23 protein-coding genes are annotated in these 26,746 nt (G+C 73.7%); 18 read left to right on the top strand and 5 right to left on the bottom strand.

Features of this window, described 5'->3' with window-relative positions; all coding sequences use genetic code 11:
* Positions 1 to 28: 28 nt before the first annotated feature.
* The 3 genes from HB370_RS09030 (at position 29) to HB370_RS09020 (ending at position 3,155) form a co-directional block, all read left to right on the top strand.
* Positions 29 to 1,000, top strand: a complete 972-nt coding sequence (locus HB370_RS09030; RefSeq protein WP_030781137.1) for an aldo/keto reductase — start codon at positions 29 to 31, stop codon at positions 998 to 1,000.
* 83 nt (positions 1,001 to 1,083) lie between these two features.
* The gene (locus HB370_RS09025) at positions 1,084 to 1,635 is read left to right on the top strand and encodes a TetR/AcrR family transcriptional regulator (RefSeq protein WP_030781134.1); all 552 of its coding nucleotides are present in this window, start codon (positions 1,084 to 1,086) and stop codon (positions 1,633 to 1,635) included.
* On the top strand, positions 1,632 to 3,155 hold the full coding sequence (locus HB370_RS09020; protein ID WP_030781131.1) for an MFS transporter: 1,524 nt from the start codon (positions 1,632 to 1,634) through the stop codon (positions 3,153 to 3,155). The genes HB370_RS09025 and HB370_RS09020 overlap by 4 nt, the downstream gene beginning before the upstream one ends.
* 16 nt (positions 3,156 to 3,171) lie before the next feature.
* On the opposite strand, the gene HB370_RS09015 is transcribed toward HB370_RS09020, so the two are convergent.
* Together HB370_RS09015 and HB370_RS09010 are read right to left on the bottom strand one after the other, a co-directional pair.
* Complete coding sequence (locus tag HB370_RS09015) at positions 3,172 to 4,782, bottom strand: multicopper oxidase family protein (RefSeq protein WP_030781128.1); 1,611 nt, start codon at positions 4,780 to 4,782, stop codon at positions 3,172 to 3,174.
* 122 nt (positions 4,783 to 4,904) lie between these two features.
* Complete coding sequence (locus HB370_RS09010) at positions 4,905 to 5,594, bottom strand: lysophospholipid acyltransferase family protein (RefSeq protein WP_078637492.1); 690 nt, start codon at positions 5,592 to 5,594, stop codon at positions 4,905 to 4,907.
* 329 nt (positions 5,595 to 5,923) lie between these two features.
* On the opposite strand from HB370_RS09010, the gene HB370_RS09005 reads away from it, so the two are divergent.
* The 3 genes from HB370_RS09005 (at position 5,924) to HB370_RS08995 (ending at position 8,241) form a co-directional block, all read left to right on the top strand.
* On the top strand, positions 5,924 to 7,099 hold the full coding sequence (locus tag HB370_RS09005; protein ID WP_030781122.1) for a glycerophosphodiester phosphodiesterase: 1,176 nt from the start codon (positions 5,924 to 5,926) through the stop codon (positions 7,097 to 7,099).
* Positions 7,100 to 7,191: 92 nt separating this feature from the next.
* On the top strand, positions 7,192 to 7,698 hold the full coding sequence (locus tag HB370_RS09000) for a sigma-70 family RNA polymerase sigma factor (protein ID WP_030781119.1): 507 nt from the start codon (positions 7,192 to 7,194) through the stop codon (positions 7,696 to 7,698).
* A 45-nt stretch (positions 7,699 to 7,743) separates the two neighbouring features.
* Positions 7,744 to 8,241 carry a GNAT family N-acetyltransferase gene (locus tag HB370_RS08995; protein WP_030781116.1) on the top strand — a complete coding sequence of 166 codons (498 nt, stop codon included), beginning with the start codon at positions 7,744 to 7,746 and terminating at the stop codon, positions 8,239 to 8,241.
* 72 nt (positions 8,242 to 8,313) lie between these two features.
* Here the strand turns inward: HB370_RS08995 and HB370_RS08990 are convergent, their stop codons facing one another.
* Together HB370_RS08990 and HB370_RS08985 are read right to left on the bottom strand one after the other, a co-directional pair.
* Complete coding sequence (locus HB370_RS08990; RefSeq protein ID WP_030781111.1) at positions 8,314 to 8,733, bottom strand: hypothetical protein; 420 nt, start codon at positions 8,731 to 8,733, stop codon at positions 8,314 to 8,316.
* Between the two features lies 1 nt (position 8,734).
* Positions 8,735 to 9,094 (bottom strand): hypothetical protein, encoded by a 360-nt coding sequence (locus HB370_RS08985; protein WP_030781108.1) that lies wholly within the window; start codon positions 9,092 to 9,094, stop codon positions 8,735 to 8,737.
* A gap of 69 nt (positions 9,095 to 9,163) precedes the next feature.
* Here HB370_RS08985 and HB370_RS08980 point away from each other — a divergent pair, with 69 nt between their 5' ends.
* The 10 genes from HB370_RS08980 (at position 9,164) to HB370_RS08935 (ending at position 23,078) form a co-directional block, all read left to right on the top strand.
* On the top strand, positions 9,164 to 9,814 hold the full coding sequence (locus HB370_RS08980) for an HAD family hydrolase (RefSeq protein ID WP_030781105.1): 651 nt from the start codon (positions 9,164 to 9,166) through the stop codon (positions 9,812 to 9,814).
* 287 nt (positions 9,815 to 10,101) lie between these two features.
* Positions 10,102 to 11,193: an ATP-binding cassette domain-containing protein gene (locus HB370_RS08975; RefSeq protein WP_078637491.1), complete on the top strand. Its 1,092-nt coding sequence runs from the start codon at positions 10,102 to 10,104 to the stop codon at positions 11,191 to 11,193.
* A complete protein-coding gene (locus tag HB370_RS08970) occupies positions 11,190 to 11,927 on the top strand; it encodes a methionine ABC transporter permease (protein ID WP_030781099.1) in 738 nt (245 codons plus the stop codon). Before HB370_RS08975 ends, HB370_RS08970 begins: the two co-directional genes overlap by 4 nt.
* 90 nt (positions 11,928 to 12,017) lie before the next feature.
* Positions 12,018 to 12,848, top strand: a complete 831-nt coding sequence (locus HB370_RS08965; RefSeq protein WP_030781096.1) for a MetQ/NlpA family ABC transporter substrate-binding protein — start codon at positions 12,018 to 12,020, stop codon at positions 12,846 to 12,848.
* Between the two features lie 22 nt (positions 12,849 to 12,870).
* Positions 12,871 to 13,698 (top strand): MetQ/NlpA family ABC transporter substrate-binding protein, encoded by an 828-nt coding sequence (locus HB370_RS08960; RefSeq protein WP_030781093.1) that lies wholly within the window; start codon positions 12,871 to 12,873, stop codon positions 13,696 to 13,698.
* Between the two features lie 162 nt (positions 13,699 to 13,860).
* Positions 13,861 to 14,499 (top strand): GNAT family N-acetyltransferase, encoded by a 639-nt coding sequence (locus HB370_RS08955; protein ID WP_030781091.1) that lies wholly within the window; start codon positions 13,861 to 13,863, stop codon positions 14,497 to 14,499.
* Positions 14,500 to 14,591: 92 nt separating this feature from the next.
* Positions 14,592 to 15,803: a precorrin-6y C5,15-methyltransferase (decarboxylating) subunit CbiE gene (cbiE, locus tag HB370_RS08950; RefSeq protein WP_030781088.1), complete on the top strand. Its 1,212-nt coding sequence runs from the start codon at positions 14,592 to 14,594 to the stop codon at positions 15,801 to 15,803.
* A gap of 343 nt (positions 15,804 to 16,146) precedes the next feature.
* The gene (gene cobT / locus HB370_RS08945; protein WP_030781085.1) at positions 16,147 to 20,475 is read left to right on the top strand and encodes a nicotinate-nucleotide--dimethylbenzimidazole phosphoribosyltransferase; all 4,329 of its coding nucleotides are present in this window, start codon (positions 16,147 to 16,149) and stop codon (positions 20,473 to 20,475) included.
* 439 nt (positions 20,476 to 20,914) lie between these two features.
* Entirely contained in the window at positions 20,915 to 22,147 is a 1,233-nt protein-coding gene (gene cobA / locus HB370_RS08940) for a uroporphyrinogen-III C-methyltransferase (protein WP_030781082.1), read from the top strand.
* Between the two features lie 112 nt (positions 22,148 to 22,259).
* Positions 22,260 to 23,078 carry an RNA methyltransferase gene (locus HB370_RS08935; RefSeq protein ID WP_030781079.1) on the top strand — a complete coding sequence of 273 codons (819 nt, stop codon included), beginning with the start codon at positions 22,260 to 22,262 and terminating at the stop codon, positions 23,076 to 23,078.
* Positions 23,079 to 23,231: 153 nt separating this feature from the next.
* On the opposite strand, the gene HB370_RS08930 is transcribed toward HB370_RS08935, so the two are convergent.
* The gene (locus HB370_RS08930) at positions 23,232 to 24,665 is read right to left on the bottom strand and encodes a serine/threonine-protein kinase (protein WP_244405476.1); all 1,434 of its coding nucleotides are present in this window, start codon (positions 24,663 to 24,665) and stop codon (positions 23,232 to 23,234) included.
* A 602-nt stretch (positions 24,666 to 25,267) separates the two neighbouring features.
* On the opposite strand from HB370_RS08930, the gene HB370_RS08925 reads away from it, so the two are divergent.
* Together HB370_RS08925 and HB370_RS08920 are read left to right on the top strand one after the other, a co-directional pair.
* The gene (locus tag HB370_RS08925) at positions 25,268 to 25,444 is read left to right on the top strand and encodes a hypothetical protein (RefSeq protein WP_030613749.1); all 177 of its coding nucleotides are present in this window, start codon (positions 25,268 to 25,270) and stop codon (positions 25,442 to 25,444) included.
* Positions 25,445 to 25,697: 253 nt separating this feature from the next.
* Positions 25,698 to 26,720: an aminoglycoside phosphotransferase family protein gene (locus tag HB370_RS08920; protein WP_030781073.1), complete on the top strand. Its 1,023-nt coding sequence runs from the start codon at positions 25,698 to 25,700 to the stop codon at positions 26,718 to 26,720.
* The last annotated feature ends 26 nt before the right edge of the window (positions 26,721 to 26,746 follow it).

Here is a 26,746-nt window from a genome sequence, read left to right as displayed (position 1 = left end):
GTACCGGACCCGACCGAACGGACCCGCGATGCCCTTCGCCCGCCTGGCGACAGCGACCACCCCCACCTGCCACATCGGCCTCGGCCTCGCCGCGGTGGGCCGCCCCGGCTACATCAACCTGGGCCGGGACAGGGACCTCGGCGAGGACCGCAGCGCACAGACGCTGCGCACCCGCACCCACGCCCTCCTCGACGCCGCCTACGCCCAGGGCGTCCGCTACTTCGACGCCGCCCGCTCCTACGGCCGCTCCGAGGAGTTCCTCGCGGACTGGCTGGACGCCCACCCCGGCATCGACGACGTCGTCATCGGCAGCAAATGGGGCTACACCTACACCGCCGGCTGGTCGGCGGACGCCGAGACGCACGAGGTCAAGGACCACAGCACCGCCGCATACGACCGGCAGCGCGCCGAGACCGACGCCCTGCTCGGCGACCGGCTCGACCTCTACCAGATCCACTCGGTGACCCCGGACAGCCCGGCCCTGACCGACAGGAACCTGCACGCCAGGCTGGCGGACGCCGCCGACCGGGGCCTCACCGTCGGCTTCTCCACCAGCGGCCCCGCCCAGGCCGACACCATCCGCGCGGCCCTCGCCGTCACGGTCGGCGGGAAGCCCCTCTTCCGTACCGTCCAGTCGACGTACAACCTCCTGGAGACCTCGGCCGGTCCCGCCCTCGCCGAGGCGCACGAGGCCGGGCTCACCGTGATCGTCAAGGAGGGCATGGCGAACGGCCGGCTGGCCGGACCGCACGCCCCGGACGCCCTCAAGGCCGTGGCCGCCGCCACCGGGCTCGGCTGTGGCGCGGTCGCCCTCGGCTGGATCCTGCGCCGGCCCTGGGCGGGCGTGGTCCTCTCCGGCGCCGCGACCGTCCCCCAGCTGCTGTCCAATCTGCAGGCCCCCGCCGTCGACCTGGACGCGGACCGGCTGGCCAGACTCGCCGCGCTGCGGGAGGACCCGGGCGCCTACTGGGAGCGGCGCCGGCAGCTGCCCTGGCACTGACGCACAGCACCCGCGAGCTGGGGAAATGAGCCACGCACGCCCAGGATGAGACGTCAATGTCTCATCTGGGCTACCCTTGTCTCATGGCCATCGACCGTGACCACGTGCTGCGCAGCGCAGCCGCCCTGCTGACCCGCAAATCCACCGCGACCATGGACGAGGTCGCCAAGGCCGCCGGGATCAGCCGGGCCACGCTGCACCGCCACTTCGCCGGCCGCGACGCGCTCGTCAGGGCGCTGGAACAGCTCGGCATCGCCGAATGCGAGGGCGCGCTGGACCGCGCCCGGCCGGAAGAAGGTCCCGCGGCCGAGGCCGTCCGCCGGCTGGTCCGCGAGATCCAGCCGGCCGCCGGACTGCTGTCGTTCCTCTACGGCGAGAACCAGTTGTGGGAGGGCGACGGGCTCAACGAGGGCTGGCAGCGCCTGGACGCCCGGATCGGCGCCCTGTTCCAGCGCGGTCAGCGCGCCGGCGAATTCCGCATCGATCTCAGCCCGGTCTGGCTCACCGAGGCGCTGTACGGGCTCATCGCCTCGTGCGCCTGGGCCACCCTGGACGGCCGGGTGGCCTCCCGGGACTTCCCGACCATGATCGCCGAGCTGTTGCTCGGCGGCGCTCTGCGAAGAGAGGAACCATGACCAGCACCCTGCGGCCGGACCGGACGACCGAGGCGGTGAAGCGCCCGGGCCGCTGGCTGGCGCTGTCCGTCCTCGTCCTGGCCGTGCTGCTGGTGGCCGTCGACGCCACCGTCCTCGGCCTGGCGACCCCCTACATCAGCGAAGACCTCCACCCCACCGGCACCCAGCTGCTGTGGATCGGCGACGTCTACTCCTTCGTCATCGCCGGTCTGCTCGTCTCCATGGGCAGCCTCGGCGACCGCGTCGGCCGCAAGCGGATCCTGCTCGTCGGCGCCACCGCGTTCGGCGCGCTGTCCGTGCTCAACGCCTACGCCACCACGCCCGAGCTGCTGATCCTGGCCCGGGCGCTGCTCGGCGTCGCGGGCGCGACCCTGATGCCCGCCACCCTGGCCCTGATCCGCAACATCTTCCACGACCCGCGCGAACGCAGCCTGGCCGTCGGCATCTGGGGCGCCACCGCCTCCGCCGGTATGGCCGTCGGCCCGATCGCCGGCGGATTCCTCCTCGAACACTTCTGGTGGGGCTCGGTCTTCCTGATCAACCTGCCGGTGATGGCCGTCCTGGTGCTGGTCGGCGTCCGCACCCTGCCGGAGTCCCGCAACCCGCACCCGGGCCCGTGGGACCTGACCAGCGTCCTGCTGTCGCTGGCCGGCATGATCGGCCTTGTTTATGCGGTCAAGGAGGCGGCGGCGCACGGCTTCTCCGTGCCGGCCCTCGGCGCCGGCCTGCTGGGCGCGGCGGCGCTGTACGGCTTCGTCCGCCGCCAGCTGACCATGCCGGTGCCGCTGCTGGACATGCGGCTGTTCCGGCGGCGCGGCTTCAGCGGCGCGGTCCTCGCCGACCTGCTGACCGTCCTCGGCATGTCCGGCCTGGTGTTCTTCCTCTCCCAGTTCCTGCAACTCGTCCAGGACCGTCCCCCGTTCGAGGCGGGCCTGGCCGAACTGCCCGCCGCGGTGGGCGCGGTGGCGGCCGGTCTGGTCGCGGGCCGCGCGGCCCGGCACTTCTCGGTCCGCGCGGTGGTCGCGGGCGGCCTGGCCGCGGTCGGGGTCGCCCTGGCGGCGCTGACCACGCTCGGCCAGACCGCCGGCTATCCCGTCCTCGGCGCCGCCCTGCTGGTGGTCGGCGTCGGCGCGGGCCTCTCCTTCACGGTGACCGCCGACGTCATCCTCTCCAGCGTCCCGAAGGACCAGGCGGGCGCGGCCTCGGCGGTCTCCGAGACGGCGTACGAACTGGGCGCCGCCCTCGGCATCGCCCTGCTGGGCTCCATCGTGACCGGTGTCTACCGCGACTTCACGGGACCGGCCGGCACCCCGGCCGGAGCCCACGAGTCGCTGGGCGCGGCGGTGCAGGACGCCGCGCACCTGCCCCCGCACCAGGCCGAGGCACTGCTCGACGCGGCCCGTGAGTCCTTCGTGCACGGTCTCCACCTGGCCTCGGCGGCGGGCGCGGCGGTCCTGCTGACGGCGTCGGCGGTGGCGTGGTTCCTGCTGCGGGGCCAGGAGCTGGACGGCGCCGAGTGAGGCGTCCGCGTCCCGCTCACTTCTTGTAGCCGAGGACCGTCATCATCCCGCTCTCCGAGTGGTACTGGTTGTGGCAGTGCAGCATCCACAGCCCCGGGTTGTCGGCGTCGAAGTCGAGCACCAGCTTGCGGTGCGGCAGCACCAGCGCGGTGTCCTTGCGCGCGCCGGCGGAGTCCAGCCCGGTCACCGCGAAGGTGTGCCCGTGCAGGTGCATCGGGTGCCACATGTCGGTGGCGTTGATGAGGGTGAGCCGCACCCGCTCACCGGCGCGGACCGCGTGGCGCTGCTGCGGGGTGTAGGTCTTGTGGTCGAACCCCCAGTCGAACTTCGCCATCGTCCCGGTGATCCGGATGCGCACCTCGCGGTCGGGCTTCCGGTCGTCCAGGGCGACGGACTCGTGGGGCAGCAGACGGCGCGCGGGGACGGTGTTGCCCTCCAGTTCGCGCGGGCGGACGTCGCCGGAGGGCGGGGACTTGCGCGTCTTGCCGGTGTGCAGGACGGCGAGGGCCCTGCCCTTCTTGCCCTCGGGCAGCGCGACCAGGGGGAACATGCCGTCCCGGGCGGTGATCAGCACGTCGTACCGCTCCGCCATGCCGACGAGCAGCGCGTCGGTCTCCTTGTGCCGCACCGGGTAGCCGTCGGTGTGGGTGACGGTCATCCTGTGGTCGCCCAGCGCCACCCGGAAGGCGGTCTCGGAACCGGCGTTGATGATGCGCAGCCGCACCCGTTCCCCGGGGCGGCAGCGGAACACCGACGGCGCGTCGGGCAGCCGGCCGTTGACGAGGTAGTGCGGGTAGGCGACGCTGCCGCCCTCCCCGTCGAGCATGCGGCTGTGGGACTTGTGCAGCACCCGGTTGGGGCCGGTGGCCTTCTTGGACGGCGCCGGGTGGTGCTCCTTCGTCGGGTGGCCGGGGCCCATGGCCATGCCCCCCATGTCCATGGCGCCGCCGGGCTTGAGCTGCTCCAGGACGTTCTCGGGGGTGGAGCCCTCCACGCCGTCGAGCCAGTCGTCCAGGACCACCACCCACTCCTTGTCGTAGGAGAGGGGTTCCTTGGGATCCTCCACGACGAGCGGCGCGTACAGGGCCCGGTCGGGCTGCATCCCGACGTGGGAGTGCAGCAGATACGTTCCGGGGTGCGCGACGGTGAAGCGGTAGCGGAAGTCGGTGTCCGGGTGGATGGCGCGCTGGGTGAGGTCCGGGACGCCGTCCATGTCGCAGCGCAGCCGTACGCCGTGGGAGTGCAGGGTGGTGGTCTCGGGCAGCCGGTTGGCCAGGGTCAGGTCGAGCACGTCACCGGCGGTGACCCGCACCAGGGGGCCCGGCACCTCCTCGTTGTACGCCCACGTCCGCACGGAGTGCCCGCCCAGGTCCAGCTCGGCCTCCGCCGCGGTGAACCGGAAGACGCGCTCGCGGCCGGCCCCGCGTCTGCGTTCGGCGGCCAGCACCTCCGGATCCGAGGGGTTGACGTAGCCTCGGGGTCCGGCCGGGACGAACCTCTCCCCGCCGCCGGGATGTTCGGGCCCGGAGCCGGACTCCGGGCCGGAGCTGGTGCAGGCTGCCAGGAATCCCGCGCCGGCGGCGGCGAGGGGGGTGCGGAGCAGGATACGCCGAGAAGGTGTGAACATGTCTAAATAAGACATGTTGGGTGGTCAGGTGGCCCGGTAATGCGGCCGAATGCCCTATGTGTCGGGGGCAGATTCCACCGGCAGGCGGAGGGGCGAGGGGCAGCGCGCCCCGCCCCGGGGTCTCAGGCGGCCTTCGCCTTCGTGGCGTACATGTCCACGTACTCCTGCCCGGACAGCCGCATCACCTCGGTCATCACCGAGTCCGTCACCGCCCGCAGGACGTAGCGGTCCCGGTCCATGCCGTCGTAGCGCGAGAACTCCATGGCCTCGCCGAACCGCACGGTGACCCGGCCCGGCCGCGGGAAGCCCTTGCCGCCCGGCTGGAGCTTGTCGGTGCCGATCATGGCGAACGGCACCACGGGCGCGCCGGTCATCAGGGTCAGCCGGGCGATACCGGTGCGGCCCCGGTACAGCCGGCCGTCGGGCGAGCGGGTGCCCTCCGGGTAGATCCCGAAGATCCGGCCCTCCTCCAGGACGCGGCGCCCGGTCATCAGCGCCGCCACACCGCCGTTCGCCCCGTCCCGGTCCACCGGGATCATGCCGACGCCGGTGAAGAACCAGGCCATCAGCCGCCCCTTGACGCCCTTTCCGGTGACGTACTCGTCCTTGCCGATGAAGTGCACCTGCCGCTTGGTGACCAGCGGCAGCACGATCGAGTCGATGAAGGTGAGGTGATTACCGGCCAGAATCACCGGGCCGTCCCCCGGAATGTGCTCCGCGCCCTCCACCTGGGGGCGGAACATCAGGCGCATGATCGGTCCGAGCACTGCCTTGATGAGCGCGAAGCGGGACAACGGGTCCTCCGATGTCAAGGGGGGCGATATGAGTCTGTGCAGGTGAGGACATTACTCGCGGGGCACGCCCGCGCGCACATCGGAGGCGTCCGCTTCGCCGAGGTCTTACGAACTATTGACATGCGTTTACCTGGGGTGGCGCGCCCAGGACGACGGGTAACAGCCTTGTGCGCATGTGACGGACATCGCGCCGGCCGGGGTCCCGCCCCCGCCGACGCCCCGTCACCCTCCGCCGCCCGCCGGACACCCGACGGCACCCCGGTGTTCGAACGAGGGCCTCCCTTCGGTCATGTGTGCGCCCCTACGATCGGCGCGCACCGGCAGAACCGAACGGCAGGAGGGCGCTCATGGGCGGCGACCAGGACAACGGGCACACGCAGGCGACGGGACGGCGGGCACTGCTCGGCGCCGCGGTGCTCGGCGCGGGCGGAGCGGTCCTCGGACTGCCCGGCGCCGCCCGGGCCGACGGCACCCGCCCGGCCGGGCGCGCGGACCGCGGGCTGAAGAGCCTGCCGGTGCCCACGATCATCGGCCACCGGGGAGCCAGCGGCTACCGGCCCGAGCACACCTTCGGCTCCTACGGCCTGGCGCTGGACCTGGGCGCCGACGTGGTCGAGGCCGGCGACCTGGTGCCGACCAGGGACGGCCACCTGGTCTGCCGGCACGAGCCGGAGATCGGCGGCACCACGGACGTCGCCGCCCACCCGGAGTTCGCCGGCCGCAGGACCACCAAGGTGCTCGACGGCGTCCCCACGACCGGCTGGTTCACCGAGGACTTCACCCTCGCCGAACTGAAGACGCTGCGCGCCGTCGAGCGCGTCCCGGCCAACCGGCCGCACAACACCCTCTACGACGGCCGCTGGGAGATCCCCACCTTCGAAGAGGTCCTGAAGTGGCAGGACGAGCAGACCCGCAAGCGCGGCCGGCAGGTGTGGATCTACCCGGAGACCAAGCACCCCACCTACTTCCGCGAACTCGGCCTCGGCCTGGAGGAGCGGGTGGCCAAGCTGCTGCGCAAGTACGGCAAGGACGGCCGGCACTCCCCGGTCATCCTCCAGTCCTTCGAACCGACCAGCATCCAGCGGCTGAACCGGCTGGTCGACAACCCCCTGGTCGTCCTGCTCTCCTCGGCGAACAGCCGGCCCTACGACTTCGTGGCGGCGAACGACCCGCGCACGGTCGCCGACCTCATCACCCCCAAGGGCCTGCGGGAGATAGCCGGCTACGCGCAGGGCATCGGACCCACCGTGGACCTGGTCATCCCGAAGAAGGCGGACGGCACCCTGGCCGAGCCCAGCACGCTGGTCTCCGACGCGCACCGGGTGGGCCTGCTCGTGCACCCCTACACCCTGCGCAACGAGAACCCCTTCCTGCCCGCCGAGTACCGCAAGGGCAGCGCCCCCGACGGCTACGGCGACGTCCTCGGCGCCTTCGAGAAGTACTTCGCGACCGGCATCGACGGCGTCTTCACCGACAACCCCGACACCGGACTGCTCGCCCGCGCCGACTTCCTGGCCGGCTGACGCCGTCAACCACCGCACCGGCCGTCCCCCCGTTCGGGGTGAGTGTGCGCCGCCCCGGCAACCCGCCGCCGGGGCGGCTCGTCGTTCCGCATATGACCCACGACCTGGTAGCCGCCCTGCGCCCGCTGCTGAGTGCCGAGGCCTCCGCCGAGGCATATGCCTCCGGAAGCGAGCCGGGCGATCTGGAGCAGGCCGTCTGGCTCCGGCTGCTGGAGCGGCTGCGCACCGACGGGCCGCCGCCGGACCCGCCCGGCTGGCTGCGCGAGGCCGTCCGAGCCGAGGCCCGCCGCTCCCGGCACGCCACCTGGCGGGAACGGCCGTACGACGGCGAACCCCCCGACCACCTCCGCCCCGGGCCCGAACAGCACGCCCTGACCGCCGCCCGCCACCGCGCCCTGCGCCAGGCGGTCCGCCGGCTGCCCGGACGCTGCCCGCGCCTGATGGAGGCGCTGCTCTCGCCGAATGACCTCACCTACCGGGAAATCGCGGGCGAGTTGGGTATCTCACAGGGCAGTCTGGGACCGGAACGTTCCAGATGTCTTGGTTGTCTGCGGAGATTGCTCACACCGGAGGTTGCGGCGTGCGAAGCGCGGGGATAGGAGTGGGGGACGACAGGTGATCAGGTGAGCGGGAGGCGTGCGCACATGGGCATGAGCGTGACCATCTCGGCGGCGACCGAGCAGGACGCGGAGCAGATCTTCAGGCTCCAGTACCTCTGCTTCCAGAGCGAGGCCGCGCTGTACGGCAACTACCGCATCGACCCGCTCGTGCAGACCCTGGACTCCGTCCGCCAGGAGGTCGCCGCCGACTGCGTCTTCGTCGCCCGGCTCGGCGAGGAGGTCGTCGGCTCGGTACGCGGCAAGGTGACCGAGGACGGCGCGGCGGCGATCGCCAAGCTCTGCGTCCACCCCCGCCTCCAGGGCCACGGCATCGGCGCCCGGCTGCTGCGCGCGGCCGAGGACGCGCTGGCCGAGCGGCACGGCGCCACCCGCTTCCGCCTCCACACCGGCCACCGCAGCGAGGGCAACCTCCGCCTGTACCGCAAGGTGGGCTACCAGACCGTGGGCCGGGCCAAGGGCGACGACGGCGTGGAAATGATCATCCTCGAAAAGGAAGCGGGCGCCTTCGTCGCCACGGCGTGACGAAAAGCGCCCCCGAAGGGGCGCGGGGAACCGTGCGACGAGCCACGGACGACCCGCGCCCGCCGGCGTCCGTCAGGCGCCCCGCCGCTCCCGCGCCCTCCGCAGCCAGTACATCGCGGACAAGGGCAGCAGCACAGGGATGAACACGTACCCCATCCCGTACTCGGACCACACGGTCGCGTCCGGGAACGCCGACGGCTCCACCAGCGTCCAGGTGCCGACGATCAGCACCCCCGCCAGCTCGGCGGCGCAGCACACCAGTGCCGCCCTGCGCGCCCTCTCCCCGCCCCGCACCAGCGTGTACGTGATGAACGCGTACACCACACCCGCCACGGCCGACAGCGTGTACGCCAGCGGCGCCCGGTCGAACTCCGTGGCGATCTGGTACGCGGAACGCGACAGCGCGCCGACCACCATCACGCCGTAGAACCAGACCAGCAGCATGCCCGGCCCGCTGATCAGCCGGGCCGGCTTGTCCTGAACCGCCGTCACCTCAGCCTCCCCAGATGTCGTAGAGCCGTACTTCCAGGACGGCCAGCACCACCCCGGCCGCGGCGACCGTCACCGAGCCCCAGCGGGTCCGCTCGGCCAGCGACATGAACCCCGCGGCCGGCACGCACGCGAACGAGCCCAGCAGATACGCCACGAAGATCGTCGTGCCCTGATCCGGCTTCTCGCCCCGCGCCAGCTGCGTGATCCCGGCCACCAGCTGGACGAGGGCCAGCACCGACACCACGGCCATGCCGATGAAGTGCCAGTCCTTCGTCGGCTGGTCGCGATAGGCGGCCCAGCCGCACCAGGCGGCGAGCAGGAGCGCGGCGACCCCGGTCACCAGCATCAGGGCGTTGAGCATGCCGTGACCTTATTACGGCCGAAACGTGCCCGGGCCGCCGCCCCCGCCGAACGCCGTAGGGTCGGGACCATGACGATCCACGCGCACGCCCTCCTGTTCGACAACGACGGCACCCTCGTCTCCTCCCTCGACTCCGTCGAGCGCTGCTGGTCCCTCTGGGCCCGGGAGTACGGGATCACCGCCGAGGAGTTCGGCCGCGTGGAACTGCACGGACGCCCGGCCGCCGAGATCGTCGCCGACCTGCTGCCCGCGCACCTGGTCCCGGAGGCGGTCGCCCGGGTCGAGCAGCTGGAGGTCGAGGACGTGCCCAACGGGGGCGTGCGCCTGCTCCCCGGCACCCGGGACTTCCTGGCCGCCCTGCCGTCCGACCGCTGGGCCGTGGTCACCTCCGCCACCCGCCGCCTCGCCGAGGCCCGCCTGGGCGCCGTCGGCATCACCCCGAAGGCCCTGGTCTCGGCCGACGACGTCACCCGCGGCAAGCCCGACCCCGAGCCCTATCTGCTGGCCGCCCGGCAGCTCGGCGTGGACCCCGCCCACTGCGTCGTCTTCGAGGACGCCCCCGCCGGACTGCGGGCCGGTCGCGCGGCCGGTATGACCACCGTGGCGTTGGCCACAACCCACCGGGCCGCCGAACTGGACGCCGACCTGGTGGTCGACGACCTGTCGGCCTTGTCCGCACTGGTCACCGAGCGGGGTGTGGCGATATCCCGCCACGCCTGAGGCCCCGTCGCGCCCTGTCCGCCGCTGTCCACCATCCGGACAGCGACGACCGTCCGGGACCGCCCGTCTGGTTTACTGAGCGCATGACCACGACGAGCTGCCGCACCCTTGCGACCGAGGCGACCATGACGCCCGGTGCTCGTTGTATGTGTCGCCTGATGTGTCGAATGTGCGCCTTCTAGAGGGCCCCCGCATCAGCTGAGCCTCGCGCCCCGAAGCGAGACCCGTGGCATGTCCGTGCGCCGTAGGCCGTACGAGACGCACCCCCCGCTCCATGCCGCAACCGCATGCACCCGTGCCCGGGCACACCCACGCCCGCGCACTCGACAGTGACGGAAACCCACGTGATCACCACCTCGGGCCTGACCAAGGTCTACCGCTCCCGCGGCCGTGAGGTCACCGCCCTCGACGGCGTCGATCTGCACGTCCGCGAAGGCGAGGTCTACGGCGTCATCGGCCAGTCCGGCGCCGGCAAGTCCTCCCTCATCCGCTGCGTCAACCTGCTGGAGCGCCCCACCTCCGGCACCGTGACCGTCGCCGGGCAGGACCTGACCGCCCTCGCCGGACGCGGCCCGCGGGCCGGCCGGGAACTGCGCCGCGCCCGCAGCCGGATAGGCATGGTCTTCCAGCACTTCAACCTGCTGTCCTCGCGGACCGTCCAGGACAACGTCGAGCTGCCGCTGGAGATCCTCGGCAAGTCCGGCAAGGAGCGCTCCCGCAAGGCCCTGGAGCTGCTGGACCTCGTCGGCCTCGCCGACAAGGCCAAGGCCTACCCCGCCCAGCTCTCCGGCGGCCAGAAGCAGCGCGTCGGCATCGCCCGCGCCCTGGCCGGCGACCCCAAGGTGCTGCTCTCCGACGAGGCCACCAGCGCCCTGGACCCGGAGACCACCCGCTCCATCCTCCAGCTGCTGCGCGACCTGAACCGGCAGCTGGGCCTGACCGTCCTGCTCATCACCCACGAGATGGACGTCGTGAAGTCGATCTGCGACTCCGCCGCCCTCATGGAGCGCGGCCGGATCGTGGAGTCCGGCACCGTCAGCGAGCTGCTCGCCACCCCGGGCTCCACGCTGGCCGCCGCGCTGTTCCCGGTGGGCGGCGAGGCCACCGGCGCCGACCGGACCGTCCTCGACGTCACCTTCCACGGCGAGAGCGCCACCCAGCCGGTCGTCTCCCAGCTCGCCCGCACCTACAACATCGACATCTCGATCCTCGGCGCCGCCATCGACACGGTCGCCGGCCTCCAGGTCGGCCGGATGCGCATCGAACTGCCCGGCCGCTACGAGGACAACGTGGTCCCGATCGGGTTCCTGCGCGAACAGGGCCTGCAGATCGACGTCGTGGGCCAGGACGCCCCGCTGGTGAAGGAAGGTGCCAAGTGACCTGGTCGGAGATGCAGCCGCTGCTGTCGGACGCGTGTAGCCAGACCTTCACCATGGTGCTCTGGTCCACCGTGATCGCCGTCGTCGCCGGCCTGCCGCTCGGCATCCTCCTGGTCCTCACCGACCGGGGCGGCCTGCTGCAGAACGTCCTCGCCAACAAGGTGATCGGCCAGGTCGTGAACATCGGCCGGTCCATGCCGTTCATCATCCTGATGGTCGCGCTGATGACCTTCACCCGCTGGGTCACCGGCACCACCATCGGCACCACCGCGGCCATCGTGCCGCTCGCCATCGGCGGCATCCCCTTCTTCGCCCGCCTGGTCGAGACGGCCGTGCGCGAAGTCGACCAGGGACTCGTCGAGGCCGTGCAGTCCATGGGCGGCAACACCTGGACGATCGTCCGCAAGGTCCTCGTCCCCGAGGCCCTGCCGTCGCTGATCGCCTCCACCACCACCACGATCATCGCCCTCATCGGCTACTCCGCCATGGCCGGCACGGTCGGCGGCGGCGGCCTCGGCGACCTCGCCGTCCGCTACGGCTACCAGCGCTTCGAGACCGAACTGATGTGGATCACGGTGGCGATCCTCGCCGTCGTCATCTCCCTCATCCAGTTCGCCGGCGACTTCGCCGCCCGCTCCCTGCACCGCCGCGGCGCCCGCTCCGGTCCGGCCCCCAAGCTCCGCCTGCTGAAGGCCGAGGAGCCCGCGGCGGCCGAGGTCGGCAAGGTCGCCTGACGCACGGACCAGCAAGGTCGCGCAAGGCACCCCAGGCTCCCCGGTCACCCGTACCCGGGGTCGCACCACCCTTAAGGAAAGGCACTTTTCGTGCGTAACACCGCCAAGCTCACCACCGCCGTCCTCGCCGCCTCAGCCCTCACCCTCGGGCTGACCGCCTGCGGCTCCGACAAGGACTCCGGCTCCCTCGACGCCAGCGGCCCGCTGGTCGTCGCCGCGAGCCCGACCCCGCACGCCGAGATCCTCGACTTCGTCAAGGACAAGCTGGCGAAGAAGGCGGGCCTCGACCTCGAGGTCAAGGAGTTCACCGACTACATCACGCCGAACACGGCGACCGAGGACGGCTCGGTGGGCGCCAACTACTTCCAGAACCAGCCGTACCTCGACGACTTCAACAACAAGCGCGGCACCCACATCGTGCCCGTCGTCACGGTGCACCTGGAACCGCTCGGCCTGTACTCCCACAAGGTCAAGAAGGCCGACGCCCTCAAGAGCGGTGCGACCGTCGCCGTCCCGAACGACGCCGTCAACGAGGCCCGCGCCCTGAAGCTGCTCGCCGCCAACGGGCTGATCACCCTCAAGGACGGCGTCGGCAACGAGGCCACCCCGCGGGACATCACCAAGAACCCCAAGGACCTCAAGTTCAAGGAGGTCGAGGCGGCCCAGACCCCGCGCTCCCTGGACGACGTCGACGCGGCCGTGGTCAACGGCAACTACGCCATCTCCGCCGGCCTGAAGCCCGCCAAGGACGCCCTCGTCCTGGAGTCCCCCAAGGACAACCCCTACGGCAACTTCCTCGCCGTGAAGAAGGGCAACGAGAAGGACCCGCGGGTGACCAAGCTCGCCAAGCTCCTCACCTCGCCCGAGGTCAAGAAGTTCATCGAGGACAAGTACCAGGGCTCCGTCATCCCGTCGTTCTGAGCCGCCGAGGGGGACTGACGCCATGCGCACGTCCGTCGCCGCCGTGGTGACCCTGGCCCTCGGCCTCGGCCTCACCGCCTGCGGCTCCGGCACGGACTCCGGCAAGGGCGGTGGCAAGGACGACACCCTCGTCGTCGGCGCCACCGCCGTCCCGGCCGGCGAGGTGCTCACCTACATCAGGGACCACCTCGCCGCCAAGGCCGGCCTGAAGCTGGAGATCAAGGAGTTCACCGACTACGTCCTGCCCAACACCGCCCTCCAGGAGGGCGAGCTGGACGCCAACCTCTACCAGAACCAGCCCTACCTGGACGACTTCAACAAGTCCAAGGGCACCGACCTGGTCCCGGTCGTCAAGCCCTACCTGCCGCCCATGGGCGTCTACTCGCACCGGGTCGAGGACATCACCAAGCTCGCCGACGGCGCCACCGTCGCCGTACCCAACGACATCACCAACGAGGGCCGCGCGCTGAAGCTGCTCGCCGCCGGCGGTGTCATCAAGCTCAAGGCGGGCGCCGGCACCGACGCCTCCCCACGGGACGTCACCGACAACCCGCGGCACCTGAAGTTCAGGGAGCTGGAGGCCGCCCAGCTGCCCCGCTCGCTCGACGACGTGGACGCCGCGGTGGTCAACAACAACTACGCCCAGGACGCGGGCCTGAGCCCCACCAAGGACGCGATCCTGCTGGAGTCGGCGAAGAACAACCCCTACGCCAACCTCCTCGCCGTCAAACGCGGCCACGAGGACGACCCGCGGGTGAAGAAGCTCGCCGGCCTGCTCGTCTCACCCGAGGTCCGCGCGTTCATCAAGGACAAGTACCACGGGTCCGTCCTGCCCGCGACCGGCGGCTGACGGACGCGCACACCGGCCACGGCGACGCACGGGGTCCCCTCCCTCACGAGGAGCGGACCCCGTCGTGCGCTTCGGTGGTTTCATGCTGCATGCTGGGCAGTTCAGCGGACCTGACGGCCCTGACGGTCTTCCGAGGAACTTCCGAAGGTTACGGAGCGGCGCATGACGAGCACCTTCCCCAACATCTCCATCAGCACGGAGCGGTTGGTGCTGCGTCCCCTCGACGAGGACGACGTGCCCGCCCTGGCCGAGATGATGAACGACGAGCAGGTCGTCGCCTGGACCAGCGTCCCCCACCCCTACACCGAGGCCGACGCCCGCCACTGGATCACCCGGCTCGCCCCCGCCGAGCGCACCGAGGGCCGCGGCATCGTCCTCGCCGTCACCGAGTTCCTCACCCAGCGGCTCGTCGGCCTCGTCCACCTGAAGAACACGGACTGGCGCGTGCGCTCCAGCGAACTGGCCTACGTCATCGCGCCCTGGGCCCGCGGCGAGGGCTACGCCTCCGAATCCGCCCTCGCCCTCGCCCAATGGCTCTTCCACGACCGGGACTTCGAGCGGCTGGAACTGCGCACCGCCGCCGGCAACACCGCCTCCCAGCAGGTGGCCCAGAAGATCGGCTGTATCAGCGAGGGCGTGCTGCGCAACGCCTGGATAGCCCGCGCCCGGACCGAGGACGGCACCTGGGCCCGGGTACGCACCGACGTCATCGTCTGGAGCCTGCTGCCCGAGGACCTCGCCGGGGTCGGCGAGCAGCTGGCCGACGCGAGTGGTTTCACCTCGTACTCGGACTGGAACTGAGTCCTCCGGGTTTCACCAGGTACGCTCACGGAGCCCGCGTACCGGGCTACCCCCCCCGAAGACCCGAGCAGAACCACTGGAGACTGACGACGATGGCCGACCGGGTCACGGTGATCGGCTGGGACGGCTCGCCGCTGACCGCCGCGGCACGGGGCGCCCTCGGCGCCGCCACCCTCGTGGCCGGAGCCGCCCACCACCTGGCGCTGCCCGAGGTGCCGCCCACCGCCGAACGCATCCGCCTCGGCAGCCTCCCGCTGGCCGCCCGCCGCATCGCCGCCCACCGCGGCACCGCCGTCGTCCTCGCCGACGGCGACCCCGGCTTCTTCGGCGTCGTACGCACCCTGCGCGCCCCCGAGTACGGCCTGGAGGTCGAGGTCGTCCCCGCCGTCTCCTCCGTCGCCACCGCCTTCGCCCGGGCCGGCATGCCCTGGGACGACGCCCAGGTGGTCGTCGCCCACCCGCGCACCCTGCGCCGCGCCGTGAACGTCTGCCGCGCCCACGCCAAGGTCGCCGTCCTCACCGCGCCGGGCGCCGGCCCCGCCGAACTCGGGCTCCTGCTGGAAGGCGTGCACCGCACCTTCGTCATCTGCGAGGAACTGGGCACCGAACGCGAACAGGTCAGCGTCGTCACCTCCGACAAGGCCGCCGACCACACCTGGCGCGACCCCAACGTCGTCATCGTCATCGGCGGCCCCGCCGGCGCCGGGGAGAGCGGCGGCTGGATCGCCGGCCGCGACCCGGGCACGGGCCCGCGGGGCTGGGTGCAGCCCGACGAGACGTACGGCCACGGGCTCGGCGAGGGGGAGACGGAGCTGCTGCGCGCCGCCCAACTCGCCCGCCTCGGACCCCGGACCGGCGACCTCGTGTGGGACATCGGCTGCGGCAGCGGCGCGTTCGCCACCGAGGCCGCCCGGGCCGGCGCGGCCGTCATCGCCGTCGACCACGACCCGGCCGCCTGCACCCGCACCGAGGGGGCCGCCCGCCGCTTCGGGGTCCAGCTCCAAGTGGTCTACGGCAGCGCCCCGCACGCCCTGGAGAACCTGCCCGAACCGGACGTCGTACGGGTCGGCGGCGGGGGACCGGCCGTCGTCTCCGCGGTCGCCGACCGGCGCCCGCGGCGCATCGTCACCCACGCCGCCACCCGGGACGCCGCCGAACGCGTCGGCCGCGACCTGACCGAGCACGGCTACCGCGTCGAGTGCGCCCTGATCCAGTCCGTCGAACTCGACACCAGGGCCTGGACCGAGACCGAGCGGAACGTCGCGTTCCTGCTCAGCGGGGTCCTGCCCGACCGCGCCCCGTGATCCGGTTGTCGTACCGCGCGCGGTAGGCTGGCCGATCGTTGTACCGCACCGGTGACCCGGACTTCGTTCGCCAATGTCCGGATCGCACGCCCGTCTTGGGCGGGTGCGGTACTGCGGAACCGGAGGACGCGCAACGTGGCGCAGTCCACAGCGGGCTGTCGCGGATCATGCTGTCGCGACGGCGGAACGGCCGGGACAATGCCACTGAATGGCTTTGTCGCCTTTTCCGGCGGGTCGTTCGTGCCGCTGGGCACGGACGCTCGTTCTTCACTGCGGGGCGGTCGGTGCGCCGTTCCGGGTGAGCTGGTCGTAGGGAGCACTAACCGATGGGCGAGGGGTACGCATGACCGACACCGGCCAGGTCCCGGGCGAGGGGCAGCCGGAGAGCGCAGGCATGGTGGAACAGCCGGGCGTCCCCGCGCACGGCGCGTACACCTACCTCTCCGAGGCACCCGCCGAGGACGAAGACCTGCTGCTGCCGGGTGCCCAGGGCGCGTGGGGCAACGAGGTGCCGCCACCCGCTCCGGAACCGGTGGTGGAGGCCGTCCACGAGCCGGGCCCGCACGAGACGGCCGGCCGTGACACCGGCTCGGTCGACCTCGGCGGCGTCCGCCTGCCCCATCCCGGTCCCGCGTCGGTGCCGCCGTCGCCCATCCTCTCGGCGCCGCACGACCCGGCGGCCGCGCCGCAGCCGCCGCGCCGTCCGCTGCACCTCGGCCCGCCGATCCCCGACACCTCCGCGAGCCCGGTCCGCTCCCTCGCCGACCGCGGCCCCGCCGGAGCACCGGCACGACAGCCCGGCCCGCCGGCCGCCGGCCCCGAGTACCTCGACGCCCAGCCCCAGCCGGCCCCGCAGAACGCGACACCGTGGGGGGCGGCGCCCGAGACCCGGATTCCGGCGCAGGGCGGGGCGCAGGTCCAGGTACCGGCCGAGGGACAGGTCGAGGCGCCAGTTCAGGCCCAGCCTGGGGTTCAGCCCGAAGCTGAGGTTCAGGTCCCGGTCGAGGGGCAGACTCAGCTTCCGGCCGAGGGGCAGGCTCCGGCTCCGGCCGAGACGCAGGCTCCTGTACAGGCGCAGGCTCCGGTTGAGGCCCAGGTCCCGGCTCAGGCGCCGGTCGAGGGGCAGGCCGTGGTTCAGGCCCAGGCTCCGGTCGGCGCGCAGGCACCGGCTGCGGAAACGGTTGTTCCGGCCGAGGCCGCCGAGCCCGCCGCCCCCGCCGCTCCTGCCCCCGCCGAGCCGGCCGACGCGGCCCAGGCCACGATGGCCCGCCTCGCGACCCAGGCGGCGGCCCAGGGCACGTCCGGCGACACCGGTCACTTCCCCGTCGTGCACGGTCATGACGGGGTCCAGCCGGCGCACGGGCACGACGGGGTGTACACCGCACCGGCGGAGGCGCCGGCCGCCGAGACCGAGACGTTGGCCGAGGGCGTCGCGGCTGCCGTGGACACGGCGGAGCCGGACGTGCCGGCCCAGGCGGCACCACAGCAGACCGTCGCGGACCCGGCGGCCCAGGAGGAGGCCGTGCAGCTCGCGCAAGCTGCCGAGGCCGCCGCCACGGACGCCGAGGCCGCACCCGCCGCCGAGACCGCTGCCGTGACCCCTGAAGCCGCCGCGACCGACGCGACCGGCGGTGCTTCCGAGACCGAGGCCGGTGAGACCACGGCCGCCGAGCAGACCGTGACGGATCCCGGCGCCCCCGCATCCGTCGTGACCGAGGCCGCCGTGGCCGAACCTGCCGTAGCCGACCCCGCCGTGACCGAGGCGGTCCAGCCGGGCACGGACGCGGAGCCGGGCGAGGCCGCGCAGTCCACCGAGGCCGCGCATCCCACCGAGGACCCGCAGTCCACCCAGGCCGAGCAGCCCGCCGAGGCCATGCAGCCCGACGTGGCCGCGCAGGTTGCCGACGCATCGCAGGCCCCCGCCGCACCGCAGGTCGCCGACCTCGCGCAGCCCCAGCCCGCCGTCGACGCCCCGGAGCCGGTCGCGCCCGCAGCCCCGGTCGCCGGTCAAGACGTGACTCAGGACGTGACCCAGGACCCGGCCCAGGCCACCGGCCAGGTTCCCGCCGAGGTCCCGGCCACTGTCCAGGAGGTGGCGCCGGCCGTCATTCAGGACCCGGCCCAGGCCACCGGTCAGGTTCCCGCCGAGGTCCCGGCCACTGTCCAGGAGGTGGCGCCGGCCGTCATTCAGGACCCGGCCCAGGCCACCGGCCAGGCACCCGCCGAAGTCCCGGCCGTCGCCCAGGAGATGGCCCAGGCCCCCGACCCGGCCGCTGTCGAGGCCCCGGCCGAAGGCGTCGCCCCGGTAGCAGACCCCGCCGCCCCCACGGCCGAGTCCGCCGCTGCGGGCGCCGACCCCGCTGCCCCGGTGGCCGAGCCTGCCGCCCCGGTAGTCGAGTCGGCCACCCCGGTAGTCGAGTCGGCCACCCCGCAGGCCCCCGCCGAGCCCACTCCCACCGCCGCTCCGGCCCAGCCGGGCTCGGGCTCCCCGGACGCCGTACCGGCCGCCCAGCCCGCCGTAGCCGAGGCCCCGGAGGCCCCGCAGCCCCAGGCACCGGCGCCCGCGCCGGACGCCGCCGTACCGGACGCCGCCGTGCCGGACCCCGGGCAGCCGCTCGGGCAGTTCGTGCCGGTGCAGGGGCAGGTGCCCACCACCCCGCACCTGGCGCCCACCCCGCCGCAGCCCGTGGCGCCGCCCGCGGCCGAACCGCAGGTCCCCCAGGTTCCGCAGGAGCAGCCGCAGCCGCAGCCGCAGCCGGAGCCGGTGGCCACGGTGCCCGCGCCCCGCGAGGGCGAGCCGGCCCAGGTACCGGCCGGGGCGGACGCGCAGCCCGCCCCCGATGCCGTACAGCACACGGAGCAGCCGGAGGACCTGGACACCAGGGCCGCCGACCAGGAAGAGAGCACGGCCGCGGTGGCGGAAGCACGACAGTCCACCGGCCCGGCCGCGCCCGCCTACGCCGACGCCGAGCGCGAGGCCGTCCTGAAGGTGATGCGCGAGCGCCGCGACATCCGCAACGGCTTCCGCAGCGACCCCATCCCGCACGAGGTGCTGCTCCGGGTCCTGGAGGCCGCGCACACCGCGCCCTCCGTGGGCCACTCGCAGCCCTGGGACTTCGTCGTCATCAGATCCGCCGAGACCCGGCAGACGATGCACGAACTGGCGATGCGACAGCGCGAGGCGTACGCCAAGTCGCTGCCGAAGGGCCGGGCCAAGCAGTTCAAGGAACTGAAGATCGAGGCCATCCTCGACACCCCGGTCAACATCGTCGTCACCGCCGACCCCACCCGCGGCGGCCGGCACACCCTCGGCCGTCACACCCAGCCGCAGATGGCGCCCTACTCCTCGGCGCTCGCGGTGGAGAACCTCTGGCTCGCCGCCCGCGCCGAAGGCCTCGGCGTCGGCTGGGTCAGCTTCTTCGACGAGCGGGAGATGGTCCGCGCGCTCGGCCTGCCCGAGCACCTGGAGGTCGTCGCCTACCTGTGTGTCGGGTACGTCGACGAGTTCCCGGACGAGCCCGAGCTGATGCAGGCCGGCTGGTCCAAGCGACGCCCCCTGTCCTGGGTGGTGCACGAGGAGACATACGGCCGCCGCGCCCTGCCCGGAGAGGAACCCCACGACCTGCTCGCCGAGACCGTCGCACAGATCCGCCCGCTCGACGCCAAGGCGCTCGGCGAGGCATGGGAGCGCCAGAAGCGCATGACCAAGCCGGCCGGCGCGCTCGGCATGCTGGAGATCATCTCCGCACAGCTGTGCGGGCTGTCCCGGCAGTGCCCGCCGCCGATCCCGGAACCCGCCGCCGTCGCGATCTTCGCCGGCGACCACGGCGTGCACGCCCAGGGCGTCACCCCCTGGCCGCAGGAGGTGACCGCCCAGATGGTGGCCAACTTCCTCGGCGGGGGAGCCGTCTGCAACGCCTTCGCCGCCCAGGTCGGCGCCGAGGTGTGCGTCGTGGACGTGGGCGTCGCCGCCGACCTGCCCGCCACGCCGGGCCTGCTGCCGCGCAAGATCCGCGGTGGTACGTCCGACATGACCGCCGGCCCGGCGATGACCCGCGAGGAGGCCGAGGCGGCCATCGAGGTGGGCATCGAGACCGCCCGCGACCTGGTGGCGGCCGGCAACAAGGCGCTGCTCACCGGTGAGATGGGCATCGCCAACACCACCGCGTCCGCCGCGCTGATCTCCGTCTTCACCGGCGCCGACCCGGCCGAGGTGACCGGGCGCGGCACGGGCATCAACGACGAGACGCTGGTCCGCAAGACCGAGGTCGTCCGCCGCGCGCTGGAACTCCACCAGCCGGACCCGGCCGACCCGATCGGCGTCCTCGCGGCCGTCGGCGGCTTCGAGCACGCGGCCATGGTCGGCCTGCTGCTCGGCGGCGCGTCCCTGCGGACGCCGGTGATCCTGGACGGCGTCAGCGCCGGAGCGGCGGCCCTCGTCGCCCGCGCGATCGCCCCCGAGGTCCTCGCGGCCTGCATCGCCGGCCACCGCAGCGCCGAGCCGGGCCACGTCGCGGCGCTGAACAAGCTGGGCCTGCGCCCGCTGGTCGACCTCGACCTCCGCCTCGGCGAGGGCACGGGCGCCCTGCTGGCGCTCCCGCTGGTCCAGAGCACGGCGAGGGCCATGCACGAGGTGGCCACGTTCGACGCGGCGGGCGTCACCGAGAAGTAAGGGACGGGCGCCCGGCACGCGCGACGCCGGGCGCCTTCCACCGTCCATGGGCCGGTGTCGGGCGTCTACCGATGCCTTCCACCGTCCACGGGCCGGTGCCGGGTGTCTACTGATGCCCTGCGCCGTCCACGGGCCGGTCGCCGGGCGCCTGGTCGATTCCTTCCGGCGTCTACGGGCGGGTCGCCGACCGCCCGCCCAGGCCCTCCCGCGGCCACGGGCCGGTCGCCGCGCGCCTGTCGATGCCTTCCGGCGTCTACGGGGCCGGTGCCGAGCACCGTAGACGCCCTCCCGCGCCGTCCACGGGCCCGCCCCCTCCGGCCTCCACCACGGCCGGTGCCCGGCGTCGTTGACCAGTCACCGGACACCTGTCCCACCCGCACCGCCACCACCGTAAAATCCGCACGTCAGCGCCACCGCAAAGCCACCGGAGGACGCCCTCATGGCCGAACACCCCGCCTACCCCGTAGGCCTCCGCCTCTCCGGCCGCCGCGTGGTCGTCCTCGGCGGCGGCACCGTGGCCCAGCGCCGCCTGCCCGCCCTGATCGCGGCCGGCGCGGACATCACCGTCGTGTCCCCGGAGGCCACCCCCTCGGTCGAGGCCATGGCCGAGGCGGGGGAGATCACCTGGGAGCGGCGCGCCTACGCCGAAGGCGACCTCGCCGAGGCCTGGTACGCCCTCATCGCCACCAGCGACCCAGGCGCCAACACCCGCGCCTCCGCCGAGGCGGAGCGGCACCGCGTCTGGTGCGTCCGCTCCGACGACGCCGACCAGGCCACGGCCTGGACCCCGGCGACCGGCCACAGCGAGGGCGTCACCGTGGCCGTGCTCACCACCCACGCGCGGGGCCGCGACCCCCGCCACACCGCCGCCATCCGGGACGCGGTCGTGGCGGGCCTGCGCGACGGCACCCTCGTCGCCCCGCACCACCGCACGCGCACCGCGGGCGTGGCCCTGGTCGGCGGCGGCCCCGGCGACCCCGATCTGATCACCGTCCGCGGCCGGCGCCTGCTCGCCGAGGCGGACGTCGTCATCGCCGACCGGCTGGGCCCGCGCGATCTGCTCGCCGAGCTGCCGCCGCACGTCGAGGTGATCGACGCGGCCAAGATCCCCTACGGCCGCTACATGGCCCAGGAGGCCATCAACAACGCGCTGATCGAGCACGCCAAGCAGGGCAAGGCGGTGGTCCGGCTCAAGGGCGGCGACCCGTTCGTCTTCGGCCGGGGCATGGAGGAGGTCCAGGCGCTCGCCGAGGCCGGCATCCCGTGCACGGTGGTTCCCGGCATCTCCAGCTCCATCTCGGTCCCGGGCGCGGCCGGCATCCCGGTCACGCACCGGGGGGTCGCCCATGAGTTCACCGTGGTCAGCGGCCATGTGGCGCCCGACGACGAGCGTTCCCTGGTCGACTGGCCCTCGCTGGCCAAGCTCACCGGCACCCTGGTCATCCTGATGGGCGTCGACAAGATCGGGAAGATCGCCGAGACGCTCGTCGCCCACGGCAAGCCGCCGACGACGCCGGTGGCCCTGGTCCAGGAGGGCACGACGGCCGCCCAGCGCCGGGTGGACGCCACCCTGGCCACGGTCGCCGAGACGGTACGGTCTCAGGAGGTGAAGCCCCCGGCGGTCATCGTCGTGGGCGAGGTCGTACGGGTCGGCCCCGAGCCCGCCGCCTGAACACACCCACGGGGCACCCACCGAGGCGCCCCCGAGCAACCCCGGTAACCCGGGGTGGCACAACCCTTACCCAGCCGTTGGCAGCACACCCAGGACAAGGCAGTATCACCCTGTGGCCGATCTCATCACCGTCGAGGACCCCGACGACCCGCGCCTGACCGACTACACGGGTCTGACCGACGTGGAGCTGCGCCGCCGGCGCGAGCCCGCGGAGGGCCTGTTCATCGCCGAGGGCGAGAAGGTCATCCGCAGGGCCAAGGAAGCGGGCTACGAGATGCGGTCCATGCTGCTCTCGGCCAAGTGGATCGACGTCATGCGCGACGTCATCGACGAGCTCCCGGCCCCGGTGTACGCCGTGAGCCCGGAACTCGCCGAACGGGTCACCGGCTACCACGTGCACCGCGGCGCCCTCGCGTCCATGCAGCGCAAGCCGTTGCCGACAGCCGGCGAACTGCTCCGCACCGCCCGCCGTGTGGTGATCATGGAGTCGGTGAACGACCACACCAACATCGGCGCCATCTTCCGCTCGGCGGCGGCCCTCGGCATGGACGCGGTGCTGCTGTCGCCCGACTGCGCCGACCCGCTGTACCGGCGGAGCGTCAAGGTGTCCATGGGCGCGGTGTTCTCCGTGCCGTACGCCCGGCTGGAGACCTGGCCGAAGGACCTGGAGTCGGTCCGCGAGGCCGGTTTCACGCTGCTCGCGCTCACCCCGGACGAGAAGGCGAGCAGCCTCGACGAGGCCGCGCCGCACCGCATGGACCGGGTGGCGCTCATGCTCGGCGCGGAGGGCGACGGCCTGTCCCGGCAGGCCCTGGTCGCCGCCGACGAATGGGTCCGCATCCCGATGTCCCACGGCGTCGACTCCCTCAACGTGGGCGCGGCGGCGGCAGTGGCGTTCTACGCGGTGGCGACGGGCCGGCCGCAGTCCTGACCGTGAGGGCGGCACGTCACCCCCGCCCTCGACTCCCGACGCGTGGAGCACGGCCGCCGGTACCCACGCCCGGGGCGTCCGCCGGTGTTGTCCCGGTGGCTCGGCGCCCGCGCTTCCCCGGAGCCGTCGGCTTCCGGTGCCGTGAACCGGCGACTAAGCCGACCGGTCCCACGTAAACCTGCCGTCACCCGACAGCGGCTCGCCGAGCCGCACCGCGAGGCTCTGGTCCGCCGGAGCGCCCGGCCGGGCGTGCCGCTCGAGCCGGACCCCGCCGTCGCCGCCCAGCCCGCGGGCCGGGCCCTGGCAGCCCTGGGCGACCGCGATGCCGAGCGCCACCAGCAGCGTCACCACCACGAACACGAACAGCCGCTGCCGCAGCAGCCGCGGATTGGCGGGCCGCAGACCGGTCCCCGTCGGGCGCCGTCCGGAGGTGCCGCGCGGAGCCGGACGGCCGCCGCCGGAGCGCGGGCCGCCGCCGCGTGGCGCCGGGGTGGGGCGTACCGTACCCGGCCGCGCGGACGCGGCCCCGCCGCGGGCGCCACGCGAGGGCGCGCCCTCACGGGACGGCGCGTCGCCGCGCGCGGAGACGCCTCCCCGGGACGGCATCCCGCCCCGGGCCGGGACGCCCGGGCGCGGCGGTGTGCCGGGGGAGCCCCGCCGCTGGGTGCGCTGCGGCTCGGGGTAGGTGTCGGCGAGCCGCCCGGTGGGCCGGTCGGCCTCGGCGGCCCGCGGGTGCGGCGGGCGTACGTCGTTCAGCCCCTGCGCCTCCCGGGCGGCGATCTCCTTCAGCCGCAGCGACAGCTGGAGCGTGCTGGGCCGCTCCTCGGGGTCCTTCGCCAGACAGGCCCGGATCAGCGGAGCCAGCGCGTCCGGTACGCCGGCCAGCTGCGGCTCCTCGTGCACCACCCGGTACAGCATCACCTCGGAACTGCCGTGCCCGAAGGGCGAGTCACCGGTCGAGGCGTACGCCAGCGTGGCGCCGAGCGAGAAGACGTCGGTGGCCGGGGTGACCGCCGCGCCGCGCACCTGCTCGGGGGCGAGGAAGCCGGGGGAGCCGACCGCGGTGCCCACATGGGTGAGCGTGGAGGCGCCGGTGGCCCAGGCGATGCCGAAGTCGATGATCCGCGGCCCCTTGGGGGACAGCAGGATGTTGGAGGGCTTCAGGTCCCGGTGGACGACACCGGCCTCGTGCACGGCGACCAGCCCCTCGGACAGGGCCGCGCCGATCGCCGCCGTGTCCGCCGCGCAGAGCGCCCCTTCCTCGGCGACCTTGTCGTGCAGGGACGGCCCGGGCACGTACTGCGTGGCGAACCAGGGCCGCTCGGCCTCCAGATCGGCGGCGACCAGCCGGGCCGTGCAGCCGCCGCGGATCCGCCGGGCCGCGGACACCTCGCGCGCGAACCGCGACCGGAACTCCTGGTCCTCCGCCAGGTCCGGCCGGATCACCTTCAGCGCGACCCGCTGCCCCTTCTTGTCGGAGCCGAGATACACCACGCCCATTCCGCCCGCGCCGAGCCGTCGGTGAAGCCTGAACGAGCCGACGACGCGCGGGTCCTCGCGCCTCAGGCGCATCATCGCCATGTTCATCCCCGCTGCCCGGTCCCTGTGACGTGGCACAGCTTACGTTTCCACGGCCGCCCGCGCGCAGAGGCCGCGCCCTCTCGGCGGGACGGATTGTGCGGGCCGTCCGGGGGAGGTGAAACCCGGTCAGCAGGCCAGGCGTTAGCGCGACTTCGCGTCGGCGGGGCCGCCAACCCGCCTGTCGCTCCGGGAGGTTGAGCTCGCGCGGAGCCGAGGCATCCCGGGCGGCCCCCCCGCCGGCCGCCGCCCGCCGACCGCTCGCGGGCGGGGCCGGGCCCCGGACCGGGATCCACCTCCGGTACCCCTTCCGGCACCGGTCCGAGTGATCGAAGTCACTCCACCCGGTGAGCGGGACGCTTCCGAAATGACCGGACAGAGCGGACGACCCCTCCGGGAAGTCCCCGATGCCCGGGCCCGCGTCTCCACCCAGGGGAGTAGTTCGCGACCGGGGGCTCATCCTCCCGGAGGCCCGGCAATCGGTACGAGGGCATGACGTCGGCCCCGGGCGGCCCGCCTAGATTTGAGGGCAAGCGGCGGGTGCGGTACTCGTCCCCCGAGGTCGGACACCCGCCGCTGCAGTCGACAACCGAACAGTCAGGAGAGGGACCATGGCCCATACGGCACCGCGACGCCCGGCGTTCGCCTCCCGCCGCACGGGCCGTCGCCACCCGCTGGTGGCGACACTCATGGCCCTTCCCCTCGCGGCCCTGCTCCTGCTCGTCTTCGACGGCTGGGAGACGGTGGCCACACAAGCGTCGTCCGTGGGTGCGATGCTGGGGCGCTGAGCGGCGACCCCAGGCCCGGAAGAGCGGTCCGGGCGGGGACATCGATCCATGAAACCCCGTGGGGACGGGGGTACGGCGGACGGCAAGAATGCCGGCGCAGCTGGGGAGCTGCGCCGGCATCGGCCGTTTCCCCCACGTTCCCTGTAGGGGGCGCGCTCTCCCCGCGGGCCCTTCCCGGCCGCGGGCGGGCGTCCCTCCCGCGACCGGCCCCAGTACCCTCGGCCGGACAGCCACCCCTTCCCCCGAGGCAACGGTGACCGCAGACACAGCCACCAGCGCAGACGCCCCCGCCGACCCCCTCATATCGGCCCTGACCGCCCGGGCCAGGGCGGCGGTCCACGGCACCCCGGCCACCTGCCCGTGCGCCAGTACTCCCCTCGCCGTCCGCCCCGACGCCGCCGTCGTCCGCCACGCCGGCGCCGTGGCCAAGGCCCACGCCCCGGACACCGACCCCGCCGCCCTGACCCTCCGCGTCGCCACCGCCACCCGTCTCCCCGACGTGCTGCTGCCACCCCTCACCCCCGCCCCGGCCCCCCTGCGCGACCCGCACGCCCCCCACGACCCCCACGGCCGTCTGGTCACCCTCTGGCCGTACGGCGTCCCCGTGGACCGGGACGACCCCGACGCGGCCCCCTGGGAAGCCGTGGCCGCCCTCCTGGCCCGGCTGCACCGCACTCCCGTCCCCGCCGGCCTCCCCCCGATGCGCGGCCCCGCCAAGGCCGCCCGCGCCCTCGACCGGCTCCACGCGGCCCTGCGCGCCACGCCCCAGGGGCCCGCCCGCCCCGCCGCCCGCCCGGTGCTGGCCGCCTGGGCAGCCCTGCCCGCCTGGGCCACCGCCAGGGCCCCGATGCCCGGCCCGGCCGCCCTCTGCCACGGCGACCTGCACCTCGGCCAGCTCGTCCGGCACCCCGCGCCGGACGGCCCGTGGCGGCTCATCGACGTGGACGACCTCGGCGCGGGCGTCCCCGCCTGGGACCTCGCCCGCCCCGCCGCCTGGTACGCCTGCGGACTCCTCCCGCCCGACGAGTGGACCCGCTTCCTGACCGCCTACCGGAGCGCCGGCGGCCCGGCTGTGCCCGCGGACGGCGATCCCTGGCCCGCCCTGGACGTACCGGCCCGCGCGCTCACCGTGCAGACGGCCGCCCTGGCGATCACGAAGGCGCTCGCCGCCGGCCGCCCGCTGGACGAGGTGGAGCAGGCCCTGGCCGACGCCTGCGCGCGCATGCCGTCCGCCCCCGCGCCCCCTGACCGCCGGGCGCCCGGAACCCCGGACTAGGCTGCAACCGCCCGGGGCCGGACGGA

The organism is Streptomyces sp. DSM 40868 (assembly GCF_011820545.1).
Taxonomy (GTDB): Bacteria; Actinomycetota; Actinomycetes; order Streptomycetales; family Streptomycetaceae; genus Streptomyces; species Streptomyces eurythermus.
Note: the sequence above shows the minus strand (reverse complement) of the source record. Positions and strands in the feature narration are given on the sequence as shown.

Bases quoted from the DNA above. Each gene is read 5' to 3' on its own strand.
- HB370_RS09030 (WP_030781137.1), top strand. From the start codon at position 29: ATGCCCTTCGCCCGCCTGGCGACAGCGACCACCCCCACCTGCCACATC.
- HB370_RS09025 (WP_030781134.1), top strand. From the start codon at position 1,084: ATGGCCATCGACCGTGACCACGTGCTGCGCAGCGCAGCCGCCCTGCTG.
- HB370_RS09020 (WP_030781131.1), top strand. From the start codon at position 1,632: ATGACCAGCACCCTGCGGCCGGACCGGACGACCGAGGCGGTGAAGCGC.
- HB370_RS09015 (WP_030781128.1), bottom strand. From the start codon at position 4,782: ATGTTCACACCTTCTCGGCGTATCCTGCTCCGCACCCCCCTCGCCGCC.
- HB370_RS09005 (WP_030781122.1), top strand. From the start codon at position 5,924: ATGGGCGGCGACCAGGACAACGGGCACACGCAGGCGACGGGACGGCGG.
- HB370_RS09000 (WP_030781119.1), top strand. From the start codon at position 7,192: ATGACCCACGACCTGGTAGCCGCCCTGCGCCCGCTGCTGAGTGCCGAG.
- HB370_RS08995 (WP_030781116.1), top strand. From the start codon at position 7,744: ATGGGCATGAGCGTGACCATCTCGGCGGCGACCGAGCAGGACGCGGAG.
- HB370_RS08985 (WP_030781108.1), bottom strand. From the start codon at position 9,094: ATGCTCAACGCCCTGATGCTGGTGACCGGGGTCGCCGCGCTCCTGCTC.
- HB370_RS08980 (WP_030781105.1), top strand. From the start codon at position 9,164: ATGACGATCCACGCGCACGCCCTCCTGTTCGACAACGACGGCACCCTC.
- HB370_RS08975 (WP_078637491.1), top strand. From the start codon at position 10,102: ATGCACCCGTGCCCGGGCACACCCACGCCCGCGCACTCGACAGTGACG.
- HB370_RS08960 (WP_030781093.1), top strand. From the start codon at position 12,871: ATGCGCACGTCCGTCGCCGCCGTGGTGACCCTGGCCCTCGGCCTCGGC.
- HB370_RS08955 (WP_030781091.1), top strand. From the start codon at position 13,861: ATGACGAGCACCTTCCCCAACATCTCCATCAGCACGGAGCGGTTGGTG.
- cbiE (WP_030781088.1), top strand. From the start codon at position 14,592: ATGGCCGACCGGGTCACGGTGATCGGCTGGGACGGCTCGCCGCTGACC.
- cobT (WP_030781085.1), top strand. From the start codon at position 16,147: ATGACCGACACCGGCCAGGTCCCGGGCGAGGGGCAGCCGGAGAGCGCA.
- cobA (WP_030781082.1), top strand. From the start codon at position 20,915: ATGGCCGAACACCCCGCCTACCCCGTAGGCCTCCGCCTCTCCGGCCGC.
- HB370_RS08930 (WP_244405476.1), bottom strand. From the start codon at position 24,665: ATGAACATGGCGATGATGCGCCTGAGGCGCGAGGACCCGCGCGTCGTC.
- HB370_RS08925 (WP_030613749.1), top strand. From the start codon at position 25,268: ATGGCCCATACGGCACCGCGACGCCCGGCGTTCGCCTCCCGCCGCACG.